Genomic DNA, 15,731 nt, shown 5'->3' on the forward strand with positions numbered 1-15,731 from the left:
GCGAGCGCGAGCTGTGACCATCGCCCTCGCGTCCGGAAGGAACCCACACCCCCATGAGTCCGCTCCTGTCCCGCCGTCCCGCCCGGGCGGCGCGCACCACGCGCCTCGGACGTGCTGCCCTCGCCGCCACCGCGGTCGCCGTCGTCTCCGCCCTCGCACTGACCGGCTGCTCCGGATCGTCGAACGAGGACGGCGGCGCCGACGCCACCGTCCGCGTCGGCCTGGTGCTCGAACCGACCAGCCTCGACATCCGCACGCAGTCCGGTGCAGCGCTCGACCAGGTGCTCATCGACAACGTGTACCAGGGGCTCGTCGGCCGGACCGCCGACGGCGACATCCGCGACGTGCTGGCCTCCGAGCACGAGGTCTCCGACGACGGGCTGACGTACACGTTCACGCTGCGCGACGGCATCACCTTCCAGGACGGCAAGGACGTCACCGCGGCCGACGTCGTCTGGTCGCTCGAGCAGGTCAAGTCGAACGAGACCTACGTCGACTCCGCCAAGCTCGCCGGCGTCACCTCGATCACGTCCCCGTCGACCGGTGTGGTCGAGCTCAAGCTGGCGAAGCCCGACTCGGACCTGCTCTGGAACCTGACCGGCCGCTCCGGCCTGGTGCTCGAGAAGGCCGCGACGAACGACCTGTCGGACACCGCGAACGGCACCGGCCCGTACGAGGTCGCGAGCTGGAAGCAGGGCGACTCGCTCACCTTCGACCGCAACGACGACTACTGGGGCACGAAGGCGAAGGTCGCGAAGATCGTCTTCCGGTACATCACCGACCCGTCGACGGCCGTCAACGCCATGGCGAACGGCGACCTCGACGTCCTCAACCCGGTCGACGGAACACTCAAGAGCCAGCTCGACGGCAACTCGGACATCGCGCTGCACTCCGGCAAGACGACCGACAAGTACACGCTCGCGTTCAACGACCAGAAGGCGCCGTTCACCGACAAGAAGGTGCGCCAGGCGATCCGGCAGGCGATCGACCCGAAGGCCCTCATCAAGGCCATCGGTGGCACGGGCGTCGAGCAGGGCGGCCCGATCCCGGAGCTCGATCCCGGGTACGAGGACCTGACCGACATCGACGCGTACGACCCCGACAACGCGAAGCAGCTCCTCGCCGCCGCCGGTCAGGAGAACCTGAAGCTCACGCTGACGTACGCGAACATCTACCCGGCGACCATCGGCGACGTGCTCAAGTCGCAGCTCGCCGACGTCGGGATCACCCTGACCGTGCAGCGCGTCGACTTCGCCACCTGGCTGTCGACGGTGTTCCAGGCGCCGAAGTCGGGCGAGCGCGACTTCGACCTGTCGATGGTCGACCACGTCGAGGCGCGCGACTTCGGCAACTGGGCGAACCCCGACTACTACTTCGGCTACGACAACGCCGAGGTGCAGTCGCTGTACGCCGAGTCGATCGCGGCCACCGACGAGGACGCCAAGGTCGACGCCCTGCGGAAGGCCGCGAAGATCGTGAGCGAGGACGCCGCTGGCGAGTGGCTCTACACGGCCACCGAGATCACCGCGGTGCGCTCCGGCGTGACGGGCTTCCCCGTGGACGGCGGCAACTCACGACTCGACCTGTCGAAGCTCGCCGTCAAGTGAGACGACCCGCGCCCGGAGCTCCGAGCACGTGACCCGGTTCCTGGTCGGCAGGCTGCTGCTGTTCGTCGTCGGGCTGCTCGTCGCGAGCGTCATCATCTTCGCGACGCTGCGGGTGCTGCCCGGCGACGTCGCCCAGGTCGTCGCCGGCACCCAGTCGACCCCGGCGCAGGTCGAGCAGCTCCGACAGCAGCTCGGCCTCGACCGGCCCGTCGTGGTGCAGTACCTCGACTGGATCGGCGAGGTGTTCCGCGGCGACCTCGGCCGGTCCCTGGTGACCAACGGGCAGGTCGCGCCGGAGATCGCACAGAAGCTGGCGATCACGCTGCCGCTCGCGGGCATGTCACTCGTCACCGCGCTCGTGATCGGCGTCCCCCTCGGGGTCGTCGCCGCGGTGCTCCGCCGTCGCCCCGGCGGCGCCGTCATCGGGTTCGTGGCGCAGGCCGTCGCCGCGATCCCGGTCGTCTGGGCCGGCATGCTGCTCGTCGCGCTGTTCGCCGTCACGCTGCACTGGCTGCCGACACAGGGCTTTCCGCTCGACGGCTGGTCCGAGCCGGGGCGGGCGTTCGCGTCGCTCGTGCTGCCCGCGCTGACCATCGGCGCGGTCGAGGGTGCCGTCATCCTGCGCTTCACCCGGTCCGCGACGCTGTCGGTGCTCGACGCCGACCACGTCCGCACCGCGGCCGCGATCGGGCTGACCCGCACGCAGGCGTTGCTCCGGCACGGGCTGCCCTCGGTCGCCCTCACCGTGCTCGCCGTGCTCGGGGTGCAGATCGCCGGGCTGCTGGTCGGGGCCGTCGTCGTCGAGCAGCTGTTCTCCCTGCCCGGGGTCGGTCGCATGCTCGTGACCGACGTCGGTCGCCGCGACGTCACCAAGGTGCAGTCCGAGCTGCTCGTGCTCACCGGGCTCGTGCTGCTGGTCGGCTTCGCCGTCGACGTCGTGCACCGCGCCCTCGACCCACGCCAACGCGAGGTGTCCGGATGATCCGCCGCCTGCTCTCCCGCCCCACCGGGGTCTTCGCCGTCGTCGTGCTCGGCCTGCTCGTGGTGCTCGCCGCCGTGTCGCTCGTGTGGACGCCGCAGGACCCGTTCCGCGCCGATCCGTTCCACCAGTGGGAGGGCCCGAGCGCTACGCACTGGTTCGGCACCGACGCCGCCGGCCGCGACGTCGCGAGCTACCTGCTCGCCGGCACCCGCACCACGGTGCTCGTCGCCGTCGGGGCCGGGGTGATCGCGAGCGTCGTCGGCATCGTCCTGACCGCGATCGGGTCGCTCACCGCCCGCTGGGTGCGCGAGGGCACGGCCGTCCTGCTCGACATCCTGGTGGCGTTCCCGACCCTGCTGACCGCGATGCTCCTGACCGCGGTGTTCGGCGGCTCGCTCGGGGTCGTCATCGTGAGCGTCGGACTGTCCTTCGGGGTCACGATCGCCCGGGTCGCCCGCGGCGAGATCCGGCGCATCGCCCGCAGCGACTACGTCACCGCCGCCCGGGCCTCTGGCGTCGGTGGTGTCGGGGTGCTGTTCCGCCACCTGGTGCCGAACGCCGCGCCGCTGTTCACCGTGCAGCTCTCGCTCGCGATGGCCACCGCGGTCCTCGCCGAAGCCGGTCTGTCGTACCTGGGCTACGGCGCCGGGTCGGACACGGCGTCGTGGGGCAACCTGCTCTCCGACCTCCAGACCTACATCGGCGTGCACCCGTGGAGCGCCACCTGGCCAGGGGCCGCGATCGCGCTGGTCGTCGCCGCGCTCTCCCTGCTCGGAGACGCGATCCGCGACGCCACCGATCCGCGGCTGACGACGAACGACCGCGCAGCGGGCGGCGACCGTCGCACCGACCCGGCCACGACCACCCCGGGGGTGACCGCATGACCGACCGCAGCCACAGCCACACCGGCACCGACACCGGCACCGACACCGGCGGGCTCGCGGTGGTGGGGCTCTCCGTCCGCATCGCGGGGCGGACGATCCTGGACGACGTGACGTTCACCGTGCCTCCCGGCGAACGCGTGGGCGTGATCGGCGCATCCGGATCCGGCAAGTCCATGACCTCGCTCGCCCTGATGGGACTGGAGCCCGCCGGCGCGACCGTCACCGGCAGCATCCGCCTGGACGGCACGGAACTGGTCGGCCTGCCCGACCTGGAGCGTGCGGAGCACCGCGGATCCGGCATCGGCATGGTCTTCCAGGAGCCCGGCACCGCCCTCGACCCGCTGCGCCGCGTCGGCGCGCAGATCGCGGAGCCGCTGCGCCTGCACCGCGGACTCGACCGGCGGGCGGCACGCGCCGCCGCGACCACCCTGGCCGCAGACGTCGGACTGCCGGACCCGGAGTCGCTGCTCCGGCAGTACCCGCACCAGCTGTCCGGCGGCCAGCGACAGCGGATCTGCATCGCGATGGCGATGGCCGGGCAGCCCGCGTACCTCGTGGCCGACGAACCGACCACGGCGCTCGACGTCACGACCGAGGCGCGGATCCTCGACCTCTTCGAAGGGCTGGCGGCCGGCATGGTCTTCGTCACGCACGACCTCGCCGTGCTCGCGCGGATCGCGGACACCGCCGTCGTGCTCGACGCCGGACGGGTCGTCGAGCAGGGCTCGGTCGCGTCGCTGCTCGCCGCGCCCCAGCACCCCGCGACCGTCGCGCTCGTCGACGCCGCGCGCGCAACCGCCCGTCGGGCACGTCCGTCCGGAGGCTCCGCATGACCGCCGTCCTCGACGGGGTCAGGCTGCACCGCACCTACCGGCTCCCCCGCCGCGGGCCCTTCGAACCGGGCCCCGTCCGCACCGCCGTCGACGGCGTCGACCTGACGGTCGCCCCGGGCCAGCGGCTCGGGATCGTCGGCGAATCGGGGTCCGGCAAGTCCACCCTGGTACGGCTGCTCGCCGGCCTGGAGGCACCTTCCGCGGGTTCCGTGACCGCCTCCGGTCGTCCGGTGGTGGCGTCCGGTTCCGCGGCCGCGATGCGCTGGTTCCGTCGCGAGACCGGGGTGGTGTTCCAGGACCCGTACGCGTCCCTCGACCCCCGGATGCGCGTCGGCGCGATCGTCGGCGAACCGCTGCGGGCACTGCGGATCGACGGCGATCACCGGGCGCTGGTGCGCGACGTGCTGGAGCGGGTCGACCTGCCGGCAGACGTCGTCGACCGGTACCCGCACGAGTTCTCGGGCGGGCAGCGGCAGCGCATCGCGATCGCCCGGGCCGTGGTGCACAGGCCGCGGATCCTGTTCGGCGACGAGCCGATGAGCGCCCTCGACGTGGTGGTGCGGGCACGGGTCATCGAGCTGTTCCGCTCGCTCGCCGACGACCTCGGGCTGACCATGGTCCTGGTGTCGCACGACATCGGTGTGGTCCAGCGGCTGTGCGACACCGTGGCCGTGATGTCGGCGGGACGCATCGTGGAGCACGGGCCGGTGTCGTTGCTCGATGCGCCGGTGCACCCGGTGACGCAGGCGCTGGTGGAGGCTGCGCCGACGCTGCCGTAGGGGCGGGCGGGCTCTGACTCGGAACGACAGCATCGACGTCGTCCGACATCGGGAGCGTCGTTCCAGGTCGCCGCGCGAGTTGCACCCGCGTCAGGCGGTCCAGGCCGCCGGGTGCCGCCGCTGCCACCGCAGCCGCCGCTCGAGCTGGGCCCCGATCGCGAGCAGCACCCGCTCGCCCCCGGGTCGCCCGATCAACTGGACGCCCATCGGCAGGCCGCCGCCGTCCGGGTGGTCGTCGGCGGTGACCCCGACGGGCAGGGTGATCGCCGGCAGCCCGGCCACGTTCGCCATCGAGGTCCAGGGCGAGTACGCGCACTGGCGGCGGAAGTCCTCGTCCGGGTCGTCGCCGTACCAGCCGAGCGGCCGCGGGGTCAGTGCGAGGGTCGGTGACAGGACGGCGTCGAACCGGTCGAACGCACCGATCAGCGTCGCCGAGAACATGTCGAGCGCCGTCATCGCGTCGAGCACCTGCGTACCGGTGAGCCGCTGTCCCCGCTCCACGAGCCACGCCACCAGCGGCGTGAGCGCGGTCAGGTCGATGCCGGGGACCATCGGCAGCCGCGCCGCGGAGCTCTCCCACGCCACCCGGAACGCGTCGGCGTACGGCGCCCGCGGCATCCGGACGTCCTCGACGCCGTGCCCCAGTTCGCCGAGCACCCGCACCGCGGTCGAGGCTGCGGCACGCGCCGCGGGGTCGACCACGACTTCGACGGTGTCGTCCCACGGTGAGCCGTCGAGCAGCCCGACGACGAAGCGTCCCTCACCGCGGACGGCCGCCGAGGTGAACGGGCCGTCACCGCCGGACGGCGTGACCAGGGCGTACGGCGACGGTTCCGGCAGCCCGGTCGGCGCGACGAGCGCGTCGAGCAGCATCCCCGCGTCCGCGACGGACCGGGTCAGCGGCCCGGCGACGGAGAGTCCGCCGACACCGGAGCGGCCGGGCATCGACGGCACCCGCCCGCGGCTCGGCTTCAGGCCGACGAGTCCGGTCGCGGCGGCCGGGATCCGGACCGATCCCCCGCCGTCGGACCCGACGGCCGCGGGCAGCAGCCCGGCCGCCACGGCGACCGCCGCCCCGCTCGACGACCCACCGGGCCCGCGGGTCGTGTCGTAGGGGTTCCGCGTCACGCCGAACCGGGTCTCCGACGACGAGGACATCCCGAACTCCGGCGACGCCGTCTTGCCGAGGCTCACCGTGCCGGCGGCGTCGAGCGCCGCGACGAGCGGGTGGTCGGCTCCGGCAGGGCGCTCCGGCAGACTCGCGGTGCCGGAGCGCGTGGGGACCCCGGCTCGGTCGTACAGGTCCTTGTCGGCGGACGGGAGGCCCCACAACGGTCTGGACGTCGGCACCAGGTCCCCGAGACGGTCGGCTCTCGTGCGCGCGGCGTCCGCCGTGACCGTCACGAACGCGCCGAGGGCCGGGTCGAGGCGCTCGATGCGGGCGAGGTAGTGCTCCGTCACCTCGAGCGCGGTCGCCTCCCCCCGGCGGATCCAGTCCCAGAGTTCCTGCGCGGCGAGGTGGTGGAGTTCGAACACGGTTCCCGAGCCTAGGCGGCGACGGTGCTGGTCGTCCTTCAGTGCTGGTCGTACGCGTAGAAGCCGCGGCCGGACTTCACGCCCAGGTGCCCCGCGTCGACGTACTGCCGGAGCAGCTGCCGCGGGCCCTCGGGCAGGTGCGGGTCCTCCGCCGCGTAGTGCTCCTCGATGTCCAGGACGACGTCGAGCCCCACCTGGTCCATCATCCGGAACGGACCCGCGGGCGAACCGGTGTTCACCGCGAACATGGCGTCGACGTCCTCCGGCGTGGAGACCCCGTCGGCGACGACCGCCAGGGACTCGCGCTTGATGGCCGCCCAGATGCGGTTGAAGATGAACCCGGTCGACTCCTTGCGTGCGACGAACGGGCGGACACCGTAGGTCGGCAGGACCTCGAGCAGCAGGTCGATGACCGCAGGGTCGGTCTCGCCGTCGCTCATCAGGTCGACGGCGTTCTGCGCCGGCGGCATGGAGAAGTGCATGTTCAGCACGCGCTCGGGGTGCTCGACCTCGTCGATCACGAGTCGGCTCGCGTACGACGACGAGTTGCTCGCCAGGATCGTGTCCGCCCCGACAGCGCGGTCGAGCTGGCCGAACACCGTCGTCTTGAGGTCGAGGCGCTCCGGGATCGCCTCGACGACGAGCCACGCACCGGCGACGGCCTCGTCCAGGTCGTCGAACGCGCGGACGGTGCCGACCGCGCCCCCGTCCCGCGCCGCGGCGAGCGCCGGGAGCTCGCGCTCGACGTACTCGACGGCGGCCGTGCGGACCGGCTCGGCGAGGTCGTACACGCGGGACTCGCCGCCGGCGCTGGCGAACACCAGGGCGATGCGACGACCGAGGGTGCCACCGCCGATCACGGTGACGGGTCGGTTGCGGATGTCGGTCGGCAGGGAGAAGCCCATGGTGTCCTTCGTTCTCGGGTGTAGGTTCGATACACAACGTACTCAGTACGGAACGTATCGCAACTCGACAAGGAGTTCCCATGCAGGCTTCGGACGTCCTCCGCCACGCCACCACGCCCCTCACCGCGCCGGTCTACCCGCTGCGCCCGACGCGCTTCACCGACCGCGAGTACTTCAACGTCGTGTACCGGACCGACCCTGACGCCCTCCGCGCCGTCGTGCCGGAGCCGCTGCAGGTCGACGCGCCGCTGGTGCGTTTCGAGGTCATGAAGATGGGCGACGTCGACGGCTACGGCCCCTACGTCGAGTCCGGTCAGGCGATCCAGGTCACCCACGACGGCGAGGTCGGCGAGTACCTGCACGCCATGTACCTCGACAACTCCGCGGCGACGCTCGCCGGTCGTGAACTGAGCGCCTACCCGAAGGTGCTCGGGACCCCGGGGTTGCGCGTCGACCAGGGCGCCCTCGTCGGCACGCTCGACCGAGGTGCCGAGCGCGTGGCGACGGCGACCATGGCGTACCAGTGGGAGCCGATGGACCCGGTCGAGGCCGCGGCGCAGATCACGGTGCCGACCTGGATGGTGAAGCTCGTCCCCGACGTGACGACGCTGGGGCTGCGGGCCGCCGACCTCGTGCGGACCGAGATCACCGACATCGTCGTGAAGGGGGCCTGGACCGGGCCCGCCCGCCTGCAGCTGTTCGAGCACGCCCTCGCGCCGATGGCCGACCTGCCGGTGCTCGAGGTCATCAGCGCCTCGCACGTCCTGACCGACCTGACGCTCGCGCCGGTGCGGTCCGTGCACGACTACCTGGCCGACCCGCGCCGGTCGGACGACGCCTCCTAGGATGAGCCGATGTCCCCACGAGTGAGCGACGACACCGCCGCACCCGCCCGACCCACCCGGCGGCGCAGCAGCACCCGCGCGGAGCTCGTCCGCGCGGCCGAGGCGCTGTTCGACGAGACCGGCTCGGCCTCGGCCAGCGTCGAGGCGATCGTCGCGCGTGCGGGGTTCACGCGCGGGGCCTTCTACTCGAACTTCGCGACGACCGACGAGCTCTTCTTCGCGGTGTACGAAGCGCAGGAGGCCGTGGTCGTCGAGCGGCTCGAGGACGGCTTCCGGGCCGCGCTCGGCACGACCGACCCGCAGTCCGTCGACGCGATCGTCTCCGGGGTCCTCGGCGGCCTGCCCCCCGAGGGCAAGTGGTACGCGATCCGCTCGGTCCTGCTGTCCCGGGCGCGACACGAACCCGAGCTCCGGGCACTGCTCCGAGCGCACACCGACGCCTTCCACGCGGCACTCGAACCGCTGCTCGTCGAGTCGGTCACGGCACAGGGCCGACGCCTCACCGTCGCACCGGACGTCTTCACCCGTGCGGTCGTCGCCGCGCACGTCGGCGCGGTCAGCCAGACGGTGCTGTACGACGACGCCGCGACCATCCGCGTCGCCGCGGTGCGGGGTGCACTCCTCGGACTCAGCGAGCCGGTGCGCGAGCCCGACGGCGCCGACGACACCGCCGACGCGGGAGGCGCAGCGTGATCGTCCCCGAAGCCGCGGTCCCGCTGTTCCTGCGGGCCACGCGCGCGAACGCGCCGTTCGTCACCGAGGCGGGAGCGCACCGGGCCGTCCGCCGACAGGCCCTCCGCCCCGAGCCCTTCGGACCACCGAGGCGCCTCCGGCCCGACGTGCGCGTCGACGTCCACCGTCAGGGCGGCTCCCCCGTGTACACCGTGACGCCGAGCCGCCAGCCACCGCTCCGCGACCTCGTGTACGTGCACGGCGGCGGGTGGGTCCACGAGATCGCCCCGCAGCACTGGGCGCTCATCGCCCAGCTCGCCGCCGAGGCGCGCGCCACCGTGACCGTCCCGATCTACCGACTCCTGCCGGACGGCAATGCCCGGCAGGCGCACGACCTGGTCATCGACGTCGCACGCCGCATCACCGACCAGCGCGGACGGGTGCAGCTGGCCGGTGACTCCGCCGGTGGGCAGATCGCGCTCTCCGTCGCCCAGACCCTGCGCGACCAGGGCGTCCGGTCGCTCCGGACCGTCCTGGTGTCACCGGCGCTCGACCTCGGCTTCTCGAACCCGCGCATCCCCGAGGTGCAGCCGAGCGACCCGTGGCTCGGTCGCGACGGGGGCCGTGTCCTCGGTCACCTGTGGGCCGACGGCCTGTCGATCGACGACCCGGTCGTCAGCCCCCTGTCCGGTTCGTTCCACGGCCTCGGCCCGATGCTCGTCCACACCGGGACCCATGACGTGCTCAACCCCGACGCGCACCTGCTCGTCGCGGCCGCCCGGTCCGCGGGCGTGGACGTCACGCTGCGCGAGCGCCCCGGCGCCCTGCACGTGTTCCCCCTGCTGCCGACGCGCGGCGGACGAGCAGCACGGCAGGAGATCGTCAGGGCCGTCCGCGGCGCCTGACCGTCAGCGCAGGACCCGGCCGTCGCGTGCCCGTGACGGCCACGGCGGCGGACCGCCGGCCGTCCTGCGCGACGCGGGGCGGGCCTCCCGGCCTGACCGTCAGACGCCCAGGTGGACGGTGAGCACGTCGCGGACGCTCGTCCACCCGTGCGGACCGTAGCGGTCGTCGTCGACGTGGTGGAGCTCTGCCTCGCCGCTGAACATGCTCACGAAGTACTGCATGCCCTGCCAGGCCGGGAACGGTTCGGCGTCGTCCTTCGACAGCCGACGGCCGATCCGTGCCATCGCCGACAGCGTGCCGGTCGTCCCCGCCCACTGCAGTCGGAACGGGGTGCCGGTCAGCCGTGACATCGTGTCGGCGATCGACCGTGCCGTGACGCGGTCACCGGCGACCTCGACCACACGGGGGGCGTCCGCGTCGAGTGCGACGAGCGCCGTCACGCGCGCGACGTCGTCCTTCGTGGTGAAGTCGAGGACCTGGTCGGCCGACGACCAGTAGAGCACCCGCTGGCGGTCGAACAGGATCAGCGGTGCCTGACCGGTGAGCATGTCCGTGAACGCCCCGTTCAACACCGAGGTCGCACGGATCGGCGCGGCGTCGAGGGCGGCGGCGAACTCGCGGCGGAGCTCGAAGTTGCGGTTCGAGCCGGGCGTGATCGAGCGGTAGTCGGCGGCGTAGTCCGAGGGGATGAACCGCGGGACGCCTGCCCGGACCGCGGCGTCGAGCAGGGCGCGCTGGGCGTCCACGATCACCGCGCGGGTACCGCTGACCGCGGAGACGACGACGTCGACCCCGGCGAGCGCCGTGACCAGCGCCGGTCCGTCCGTGTAGTCCGCGGTGACGACGTCGATGCGGTCGTCGTCGGCGAACTGCCGCTGGGCGCCGGTGCTGGACGGGCGGGTGAGGACGCGGACGCGGGTGTCGTGCTGCAGGAGCTCGCGGACGATGCGTCCGCCGAGGTCTCCGGTGGCGCCGGCGACGAGGACGGTGGTGGTCATGGCCGCCACGCTACGGGTGCGCGGGTGCGGCGGGCACAGGTGCGCTGGCGGCGGTGCGGTGGCGGCGGTGCGGTGGCTGGGTGCGCTGGCGGCCGTGCGCTGGCCCTATCCTGCGGAGGTGGACACGACTCTCCCCTCCGGCACGACGAAGCGCCGGATCGAGCTCCGGCTCGCTCGCCCCCTGCTCACCTGGTTCGCCCGCCCGACCGTCACGATCGACGGGGTCGGGCACCCGGCGCAGTGGGGCACCGGCACGTGGGCGGTCGCGGACGACGGCCGGACCGTGATCGGGGTGTACCTGTTCAACCGGGCGTGGCGCTTCGGCGCGGCGACGGTGACCGTCGGCGATGCCGAGGTGCTCGAGTACCGTGCGGGTGCGTTCCCCGCCGGCGCCGGCCGGTTGGCGCCCGTACCGGTGCGCGGTCTGCCAGGCCGAGACTCGCGCTGAGCGACACTCCACGCGGCGCGGGGCCCGAGGAGTGTCGCTCAGCCCGAGACCCGGGCCACAGCGCCGGGGCTACTCGTGCTCGATGTCGGAGAACAGGCCGGTGAACGTGGCGCCGGTCCCGCCGAGCTGCTGGAAGAACGCCCCGGCCTCGGCGGTCGCCACCGCGTCGGAGGCGTCCCCGTACGAGGCGAAGTACAGGTCGAGCGTGCGGTGCGCCGGTGTGGGCGTGCCGTCCTCCTTCGGCCAGACCTTCGCCGCCTCGAGCCGCCGCAGGCCGGGCAGCTTCGCGGCGAGCGCCTCGAGCTCCACGTAGGACTGCTCGAACGCCGACGGGTCGGCCGGGTTGTCGATGATCAGGGTGATCTTCGTGGTCATGGTGTGCTCCTGCGGGTGTCGGCGGGACGGGTGACGGTGCAGCGCCCACTCCACTCCGTTCCGCGCACGGCCGCCCGGGATCGGCTACTCGAACATCTCGGCGAGGAGTGCGTGCGGGTCACCGTCGACGACGTGTGTCGAGGGCGGCTCCGGCCAGTGCGTCGTGCCGTCGTCCGGCCAGCACGGCACGACGTGGAAGTGCAGGTGCCGCACGCTCTGCCCGGCATCGGCGCCGGAGGCCTGCAGGACGACGGTGCCGGTGGCGCCGAGCGCGCCCCGCATCGCCCGCGCGACACGTTGCGCGAGCGCGACGGTCGCGGCCAGCGCCACCGGGGCGGCGCCGAGCAGGTCGTCGGCGTGCTCGACCGGTGACACGAGCGTGTGCCCGGGCGCGAGCGCGGACCCGGGCAGCGGCGCGAACGCGACGGCGTGTTCCTCGCGCTCGACCCACACGGCCGGTTCGTCGCCGGCGATGATCGCGCAGAAGACGCAGGATGCCATCCGTCCAGTGTGCTGCACCCGGAGCCCGGGCGCTCCGACGGCGGTGCCGTGCGCGCGCCGCCGCGTGGGACGATTGGCGCATGACCGCCACGCTCGTCGCCAAGGGCCTGTCCGGCGGGTACGCCGCTCGCACGCTGTTCGACTCCCTCGACCTCACGGTGGCACCGGGCGACGTGATCGGCGTCGTCGGCGTGAACGGTGCCGGCAAGTCCACCCTGCTCCGACTGCTGGCGGGTGTCGACGAGCCCCTGGCGGGCACGGTGTCGCTCGCACCGACCGACGCGTTCGTCGGCTGGCTCCCCCAGGAGCACGAACGGATCGCGGGCGAGACCGTCGCCGCGTACATCGCCCGGCGGACCGGCTCGGCCGAGGCGACTGAGGCCATGGACGCTGCGGCCGCCGCGCTCGGCGACCCGGACGCCGGCGACGCTGCCGCGGACCGCTACTCGACGGCGCTCGACCGCTGGCTCGCCGCGGGCGCCGCTGATCTGGAAGACCGCATCCCCGCCGTCCTGGCCGACCTCGGCCTGGAGACCGGAACCGATGACGACGGCGTCGGGCCGGACTCGCTCATGACCGCACTGTCCGGTGGGCAGGCCGCTCGGGTCGGGCTCGCGGCGCTGCTGCTGTCGCGGTTCGACATCGTCCTGCTCGACGAGCCCACCAACGACCTCGACCTCGACGGGCTGGACCGGCTCGAGGGGTTCGTCCGGGGCCTGCGCGGCGGGGTCGTGCTCGTCAGCCACGACCGGGAGTTCCTGGCGCGATCGGTGACGAGCGTGCTCGAGCTCGACCTGGCGCAGTCGTCCAACCGGCTGTTCGGCGGCGGGTACGACTCGTTCCTCGAGGAGCGCGAGATCGCCCGGCAGCACAAGCGCGACGCGTACGAGGACTACGCCTCCACCAAGGCCGACCTGGTCTCCCGCGCCCGCACACAGCGCGAGTGGTCGAGCCAGGGCGTGCGCAACGCCATGAAGAAGGCCCCGGACAACGACAAGATCCGGCGCAAGGCCGCCTCGGAGTCGAGCGAGAAGCAGGCGCAGAAGGTCCGCCAGATGGAGTCCCGCATCGCGCGGCTCGACGAGGTCGAGGAGCCCCGCAAGGAGTGGCAGCTCGAGTTCACGATCGGCAGCGCTCCACGGTCCTCGGCCGTTGTGGCCGCCCTGTCCGACGCCACCTTCGCGCAGGGCGACTTCACGCTCGGCCCGGTGTCGCTGCAGGTCGACGGCGGCGACCGCATCGGCATCACCGGGCCGAACGGCGCCGGCAAGTCCACGCTGCTCCGGGCACTGCTCGGCAAGCAGGCACCGACGACCGGCACCGCCTCGCTCGGGTCGAGCGTCGCCGTCGGCGAGGTCGACCAGGCCCGTGCGGCCTTCACCGGCGACCAGTCGCTCGCCGCGGCGTTCGAGGCGATCGTGCCCGAGTACACCACCGCCGACGTCCGGACGCTGCTCGCGAAGTTCGGGTTGAAGGCCGACCACGTCGGACGGCCCGCGTCGGCGCTCTCCCCCGGCGAACGGACCCGCGCCGGACTCGCGCTGCTGCAGGCCCGCGGGGTGAACGTGCTCGTGCTCGACGAACCGACGAACCACCTCGACCTGGTGGCCATCGAGCAGCTCGAACAGGCACTGGAGTCGTACGACGGCACCCTGCTGCTCGTCACGCACGACCGGCGCATGCTGGAGACCGTCCGCCTCGACCGGCAGTGGCACGTCGACGCCGGCCGGGTCACCGAACGCTGACCGACACCAGGAGCACAGGGGGATGCCGATGCGACGCAGGGGCTGGATCGCCGTGGTCGGGGGTGCAGCGGCGCTCGCCGTCGCGGCCGCCGTCGTCGTCGGGGTGACCGCCGACCGTCCGGACACCGACCCGACCCACGTCGCACGGGCCACACCGACCGCGACGCCGACGCCGACCCCCACCCCGACGCTCGCGGCCGTCCCCCGAGCGCCGTCGGCCGCCACCCTCGCCGCCCTGCCGTTGGCGTTCCACGACGGCGTCGTCCCCGAACTGCTCGACGGCGGGGACGTCCGCCCCGCGGACACCTGGCAGATCGCCACCCCGCGGCACGACCTCGTGGCCCTGTACGCCAGCCCGTCGAGCCGCGCCCGCCCGGTGGCCACGCTGTCGCACCTGGTGTCGACGATCGACCTGCCCGCCGCCACTGCAGTGTGGGGCCGGTCGCCCGGAGTCGACGGCGGCATGCTCCTCGTCTCGACCCCGGCCCGGAACCGCACCCCGGGCGACGGCGGCGACCCGGACGCGCCGAGCGCCACGTTCGCCTGGGCACGGGCCGCCGACTTCACGGTCACCGACACGGACCGGATGATCCGCGTCGACGTCGCCCGCAGCACGGTGTCGGTCGTCACCCGGAGCGGCCAGGTCACCGCGAGCGAGGCGGCCCGGCTCGGCACCCCCGAGGACCCCACGCCGTCCGACACCGCCACCTACGTCGAGGCGGCGTACGTGGACACCCGCGTGACCTACACGCAGGGCAACCCGATCATCCTGACCGGGGCGCACTCGTCGCGGATCCCGTCGTACGGCGGCAACGCGGCACTGACGGCGCTGCACTACTACCCCGACCCGACCGGCAGTTCGCACGGGTGCGTGCGGATCTCCGCGCAGATGACCCGCACCCTCGCCGCCCTGCCCGTCGGCACCCCGATCCGGTTCAGCTGAGGAGCGACGACGTGCCCGACCTGCAACTCGCCCTGAACGGCGACACCACCCACCCGGCGATGCCGCGCACACCGGCCGAGATCGCTCGTGACGCGGCAGCCTGCGTGGCGGCGGGCGCGACGCTCCTCCACCTGCACGCCTTCGACGACGACGGCTCCGAGTCGCTCGCCGCCGGACCGGTCGGCCGGATGCTCCGCGCCGTGCGGGCGGCGTGCCCGGGTATCCCGCTCAACGTCACGACCTTCGCGGCGATCGTGCCCGACCCCCGCGAACGACTCGACCTCGTGTCCTCGTGGACGGAGCTGCCCGACCTGATCGCCGCGAACCAGGGCGAGGAGGGGATCGACGACGTGACCGATCTCCTCGCGCGACGCGGCGTCGGGGTCGAGGCGTGCGTGCTGAGCACCGACGACGCCGAGCGGTTCGTCCGGAAGGGCGGCCACGACCGGTTCGTCCGCCTCGTCGTCGAGCCGCTCGTGGACGACGTCGACACCGCGCTCGCACTCGACGCGGCGATGGAGTCGATCGTCGCCGCCGCGGGGGTCCGGCTCCCCCAGCTCCACCACGGCATCGGCGCCGCCTCGTGGCAGGTGAGCCGCCGTGCCCTCGCGCGTGGCCACGCGATCCGCACCGGGCTCGAGGACACGGGCGTGCTCGAGGACGGCACGGCGGTGACGTCGAACGCGCAGCTCGCCGCCGCTGCAGCGCGAATGGTGTCCGAAGCCAGCCGCGCCGGCACCGGATCCGACTCGGACTCCAGCGGCAGCTAGCT

The 15,731-nt window shown here is 73.2% G+C and carries 17 protein-coding genes; 12 read left to right on the plus strand and 5 right to left on the minus strand.

Annotated features, from left to right (window positions below):
• Nucleotides 1-53 precede the first annotated feature (53 nt).
• Genes DEJ14_RS10870 through DEJ14_RS10890 form a run of 5 tightly spaced genes read left to right on the plus strand, consistent with a single transcriptional unit; the run spans nucleotide 54 to nucleotide 5,085 of the window.
• Nucleotides 54-1,607 (plus strand): ABC transporter substrate-binding protein, encoded by a 1,554-nt coding sequence (locus DEJ14_RS10870; protein ID WP_111086957.1) that lies wholly within the window; start codon nucleotides 54-56, stop codon nucleotides 1,605-1,607.
• 28 nt (nucleotides 1,608-1,635) lie between these two features.
• Complete coding sequence (locus DEJ14_RS10875; RefSeq protein WP_111086958.1) at nucleotides 1,636-2,589, plus strand: ABC transporter permease; 954 nt, start codon at nucleotides 1,636-1,638, stop codon at nucleotides 2,587-2,589.
• Nucleotides 2,586-3,473: an ABC transporter permease gene (locus tag DEJ14_RS10880; protein WP_111086959.1), complete on the plus strand. Its 888-nt coding sequence runs from the start codon at nucleotides 2,586-2,588 to the stop codon at nucleotides 3,471-3,473. Before DEJ14_RS10875 ends, DEJ14_RS10880 begins: the two co-directional genes overlap by 4 nt.
• Nucleotides 3,470-4,306 carry an ABC transporter ATP-binding protein gene (locus DEJ14_RS10885; RefSeq protein ID WP_111086960.1) on the plus strand — a complete coding sequence of 279 codons (837 nt, stop codon included), beginning with the start codon at nucleotides 3,470-3,472 and terminating at the stop codon, nucleotides 4,304-4,306. Before DEJ14_RS10880 ends, DEJ14_RS10885 begins: the two co-directional genes overlap by 4 nt.
• Nucleotides 4,303-5,085, plus strand: a complete 783-nt coding sequence (locus DEJ14_RS10890; RefSeq protein WP_111086961.1) for an ABC transporter ATP-binding protein — start codon at nucleotides 4,303-4,305, stop codon at nucleotides 5,083-5,085. The genes DEJ14_RS10885 and DEJ14_RS10890 overlap by 4 nt, the downstream gene beginning before the upstream one ends.
• A gap of 90 nt (nucleotides 5,086-5,175) precedes the next feature.
• Here DEJ14_RS10890 and DEJ14_RS10895 read toward each other — a convergent pair whose 3' ends face one another.
• Complete coding sequence (locus DEJ14_RS10895) at nucleotides 5,176-6,621, minus strand: amidase (protein WP_111086962.1); 1,446 nt, start codon at nucleotides 6,619-6,621, stop codon at nucleotides 5,176-5,178.
• Nucleotides 6,622-6,659: 38 nt separating this feature from the next.
• Nucleotides 6,660-7,526 (minus strand): 3-hydroxyacyl-CoA dehydrogenase family protein, encoded by an 867-nt coding sequence (locus DEJ14_RS10900; protein WP_111086963.1) that lies wholly within the window; start codon nucleotides 7,524-7,526, stop codon nucleotides 6,660-6,662.
• An 80-nt stretch (nucleotides 7,527-7,606) separates the two neighbouring features.
• Here DEJ14_RS10900 and DEJ14_RS10905 point away from each other — a divergent pair, with 80 nt between their 5' ends.
• From DEJ14_RS10905 to DEJ14_RS10915, 3 genes are read left to right on the plus strand one after another with little or no spacing between them, the layout of a single operon-like run.
• Nucleotides 7,607-8,371, plus strand: coding sequence for an acetoacetate decarboxylase (locus DEJ14_RS10905; protein ID WP_111086964.1), 765 nt, complete (start codon nucleotides 7,607-7,609; stop codon nucleotides 8,369-8,371).
• A gap of 9 nt (nucleotides 8,372-8,380) precedes the next feature.
• Nucleotides 8,381-9,064 (plus strand): TetR/AcrR family transcriptional regulator, encoded by a 684-nt coding sequence (locus tag DEJ14_RS10910; RefSeq protein WP_111086965.1) that lies wholly within the window; start codon nucleotides 8,381-8,383, stop codon nucleotides 9,062-9,064.
• A complete protein-coding gene (locus tag DEJ14_RS10915; RefSeq protein WP_111086966.1) occupies nucleotides 9,061-9,948 on the plus strand; it encodes an alpha/beta hydrolase fold domain-containing protein in 888 nt (295 codons plus the stop codon). Before DEJ14_RS10910 ends, DEJ14_RS10915 begins: the two co-directional genes overlap by 4 nt.
• Before the next feature lie 99 nt (nucleotides 9,949-10,047).
• Here the strand turns inward: DEJ14_RS10915 and DEJ14_RS10920 are convergent, their stop codons facing one another.
• Nucleotides 10,048-10,947 (minus strand): NmrA family NAD(P)-binding protein, encoded by a 900-nt coding sequence (locus DEJ14_RS10920; RefSeq protein WP_111086967.1) that lies wholly within the window; start codon nucleotides 10,945-10,947, stop codon nucleotides 10,048-10,050.
• Between the two features lie 118 nt (nucleotides 10,948-11,065).
• On the opposite strand from DEJ14_RS10920, the gene DEJ14_RS10925 reads away from it, so the two are divergent.
• A complete protein-coding gene (locus DEJ14_RS10925) occupies nucleotides 11,066-11,395 on the plus strand; it encodes a hypothetical protein (RefSeq protein WP_111086977.1) in 330 nt (109 codons plus the stop codon).
• Nucleotides 11,396-11,464: 69 nt separating this feature from the next.
• On the opposite strand, the gene DEJ14_RS10930 is transcribed toward DEJ14_RS10925, so the two are convergent.
• Nucleotides 11,465-11,770 (minus strand): EthD domain-containing protein, encoded by a 306-nt coding sequence (locus tag DEJ14_RS10930; RefSeq protein WP_111086968.1) that lies wholly within the window; start codon nucleotides 11,768-11,770, stop codon nucleotides 11,465-11,467.
• 84 nt (nucleotides 11,771-11,854) lie between these two features.
• Nucleotides 11,855-12,271 (minus strand): HIT family protein, encoded by a 417-nt coding sequence (locus DEJ14_RS10935; RefSeq protein ID WP_111086969.1) that lies wholly within the window; start codon nucleotides 12,269-12,271, stop codon nucleotides 11,855-11,857.
• A gap of 80 nt (nucleotides 12,272-12,351) precedes the next feature.
• Here DEJ14_RS10935 and DEJ14_RS10940 point away from each other — a divergent pair, with 80 nt between their 5' ends.
• From DEJ14_RS10940 to DEJ14_RS10950, 3 genes are read left to right on the plus strand one after another with little or no spacing between them, the layout of a single operon-like run.
• Complete coding sequence (locus DEJ14_RS10940; RefSeq protein WP_111086970.1) at nucleotides 12,352-14,016, plus strand: ABC-F family ATP-binding cassette domain-containing protein; 1,665 nt, start codon at nucleotides 12,352-12,354, stop codon at nucleotides 14,014-14,016.
• 28 nt (nucleotides 14,017-14,044) lie between these two features.
• The gene (locus DEJ14_RS10945; protein ID WP_146249861.1) at nucleotides 14,045-14,959 is read left to right on the plus strand and encodes a L,D-transpeptidase; all 915 of its coding nucleotides are present in this window, start codon (nucleotides 14,045-14,047) and stop codon (nucleotides 14,957-14,959) included.
• An 11-nt stretch (nucleotides 14,960-14,970) separates the two neighbouring features.
• Complete coding sequence (locus DEJ14_RS10950; protein WP_111086972.1) at nucleotides 14,971-15,729, plus strand: 3-keto-5-aminohexanoate cleavage protein; 759 nt, start codon at nucleotides 14,971-14,973, stop codon at nucleotides 15,727-15,729.
• Nucleotides 15,730-15,731: the final 2 nt, after the last annotated feature.

Source organism: Curtobacterium sp. MCJR17_020 (assembly GCF_003234365.2).
GTDB lineage: Bacteria > Actinomycetota > Actinomycetes > Actinomycetales > Microbacteriaceae > Curtobacterium.

Bases quoted from the DNA above. Each gene is read 5' to 3' on its own strand.
- DEJ14_RS10870 (WP_111086957.1), top strand. From the start codon at position 54: ATGAGTCCGCTCCTGTCCCGCCGTCCCGCCCGGGCGGCGCGCACCACG.
- DEJ14_RS10940 (WP_111086970.1), top strand. From the start codon at position 12,352: ATGACCGCCACGCTCGTCGCCAAGGGCCTGTCCGGCGGGTACGCCGCT.
- DEJ14_RS10935 (WP_111086969.1), bottom strand. From the start codon at position 12,271: ATGGCATCCTGCGTCTTCTGCGCGATCATCGCCGGCGACGAACCGGCC.
- DEJ14_RS10920 (WP_111086967.1), bottom strand. From the start codon at position 10,947: ATGACCACCACCGTCCTCGTCGCCGGCGCCACCGGAGACCTCGGCGGA.
- DEJ14_RS10910 (WP_111086965.1), top strand. From the start codon at position 8,381: ATGTCCCCACGAGTGAGCGACGACACCGCCGCACCCGCCCGACCCACC.
- DEJ14_RS10930 (WP_111086968.1), bottom strand. From the start codon at position 11,770: ATGACCACGAAGATCACCCTGATCATCGACAACCCGGCCGACCCGTCG.
- DEJ14_RS10900 (WP_111086963.1), bottom strand. From the start codon at position 7,526: ATGGGCTTCTCCCTGCCGACCGACATCCGCAACCGACCCGTCACCGTG.
- DEJ14_RS10945 (WP_146249861.1), top strand. From the start codon at position 14,045: ATGCGACGCAGGGGCTGGATCGCCGTGGTCGGGGGTGCAGCGGCGCTC.
- DEJ14_RS10905 (WP_111086964.1), top strand. From the start codon at position 7,607: ATGCAGGCTTCGGACGTCCTCCGCCACGCCACCACGCCCCTCACCGCG.
- DEJ14_RS10890 (WP_111086961.1), top strand. From the start codon at position 4,303: ATGACCGCCGTCCTCGACGGGGTCAGGCTGCACCGCACCTACCGGCTC.
- DEJ14_RS10880 (WP_111086959.1), top strand. From the start codon at position 2,586: ATGATCCGCCGCCTGCTCTCCCGCCCCACCGGGGTCTTCGCCGTCGTC.
- DEJ14_RS10885 (WP_111086960.1), top strand. From the start codon at position 3,470: ATGACCGACCGCAGCCACAGCCACACCGGCACCGACACCGGCACCGAC.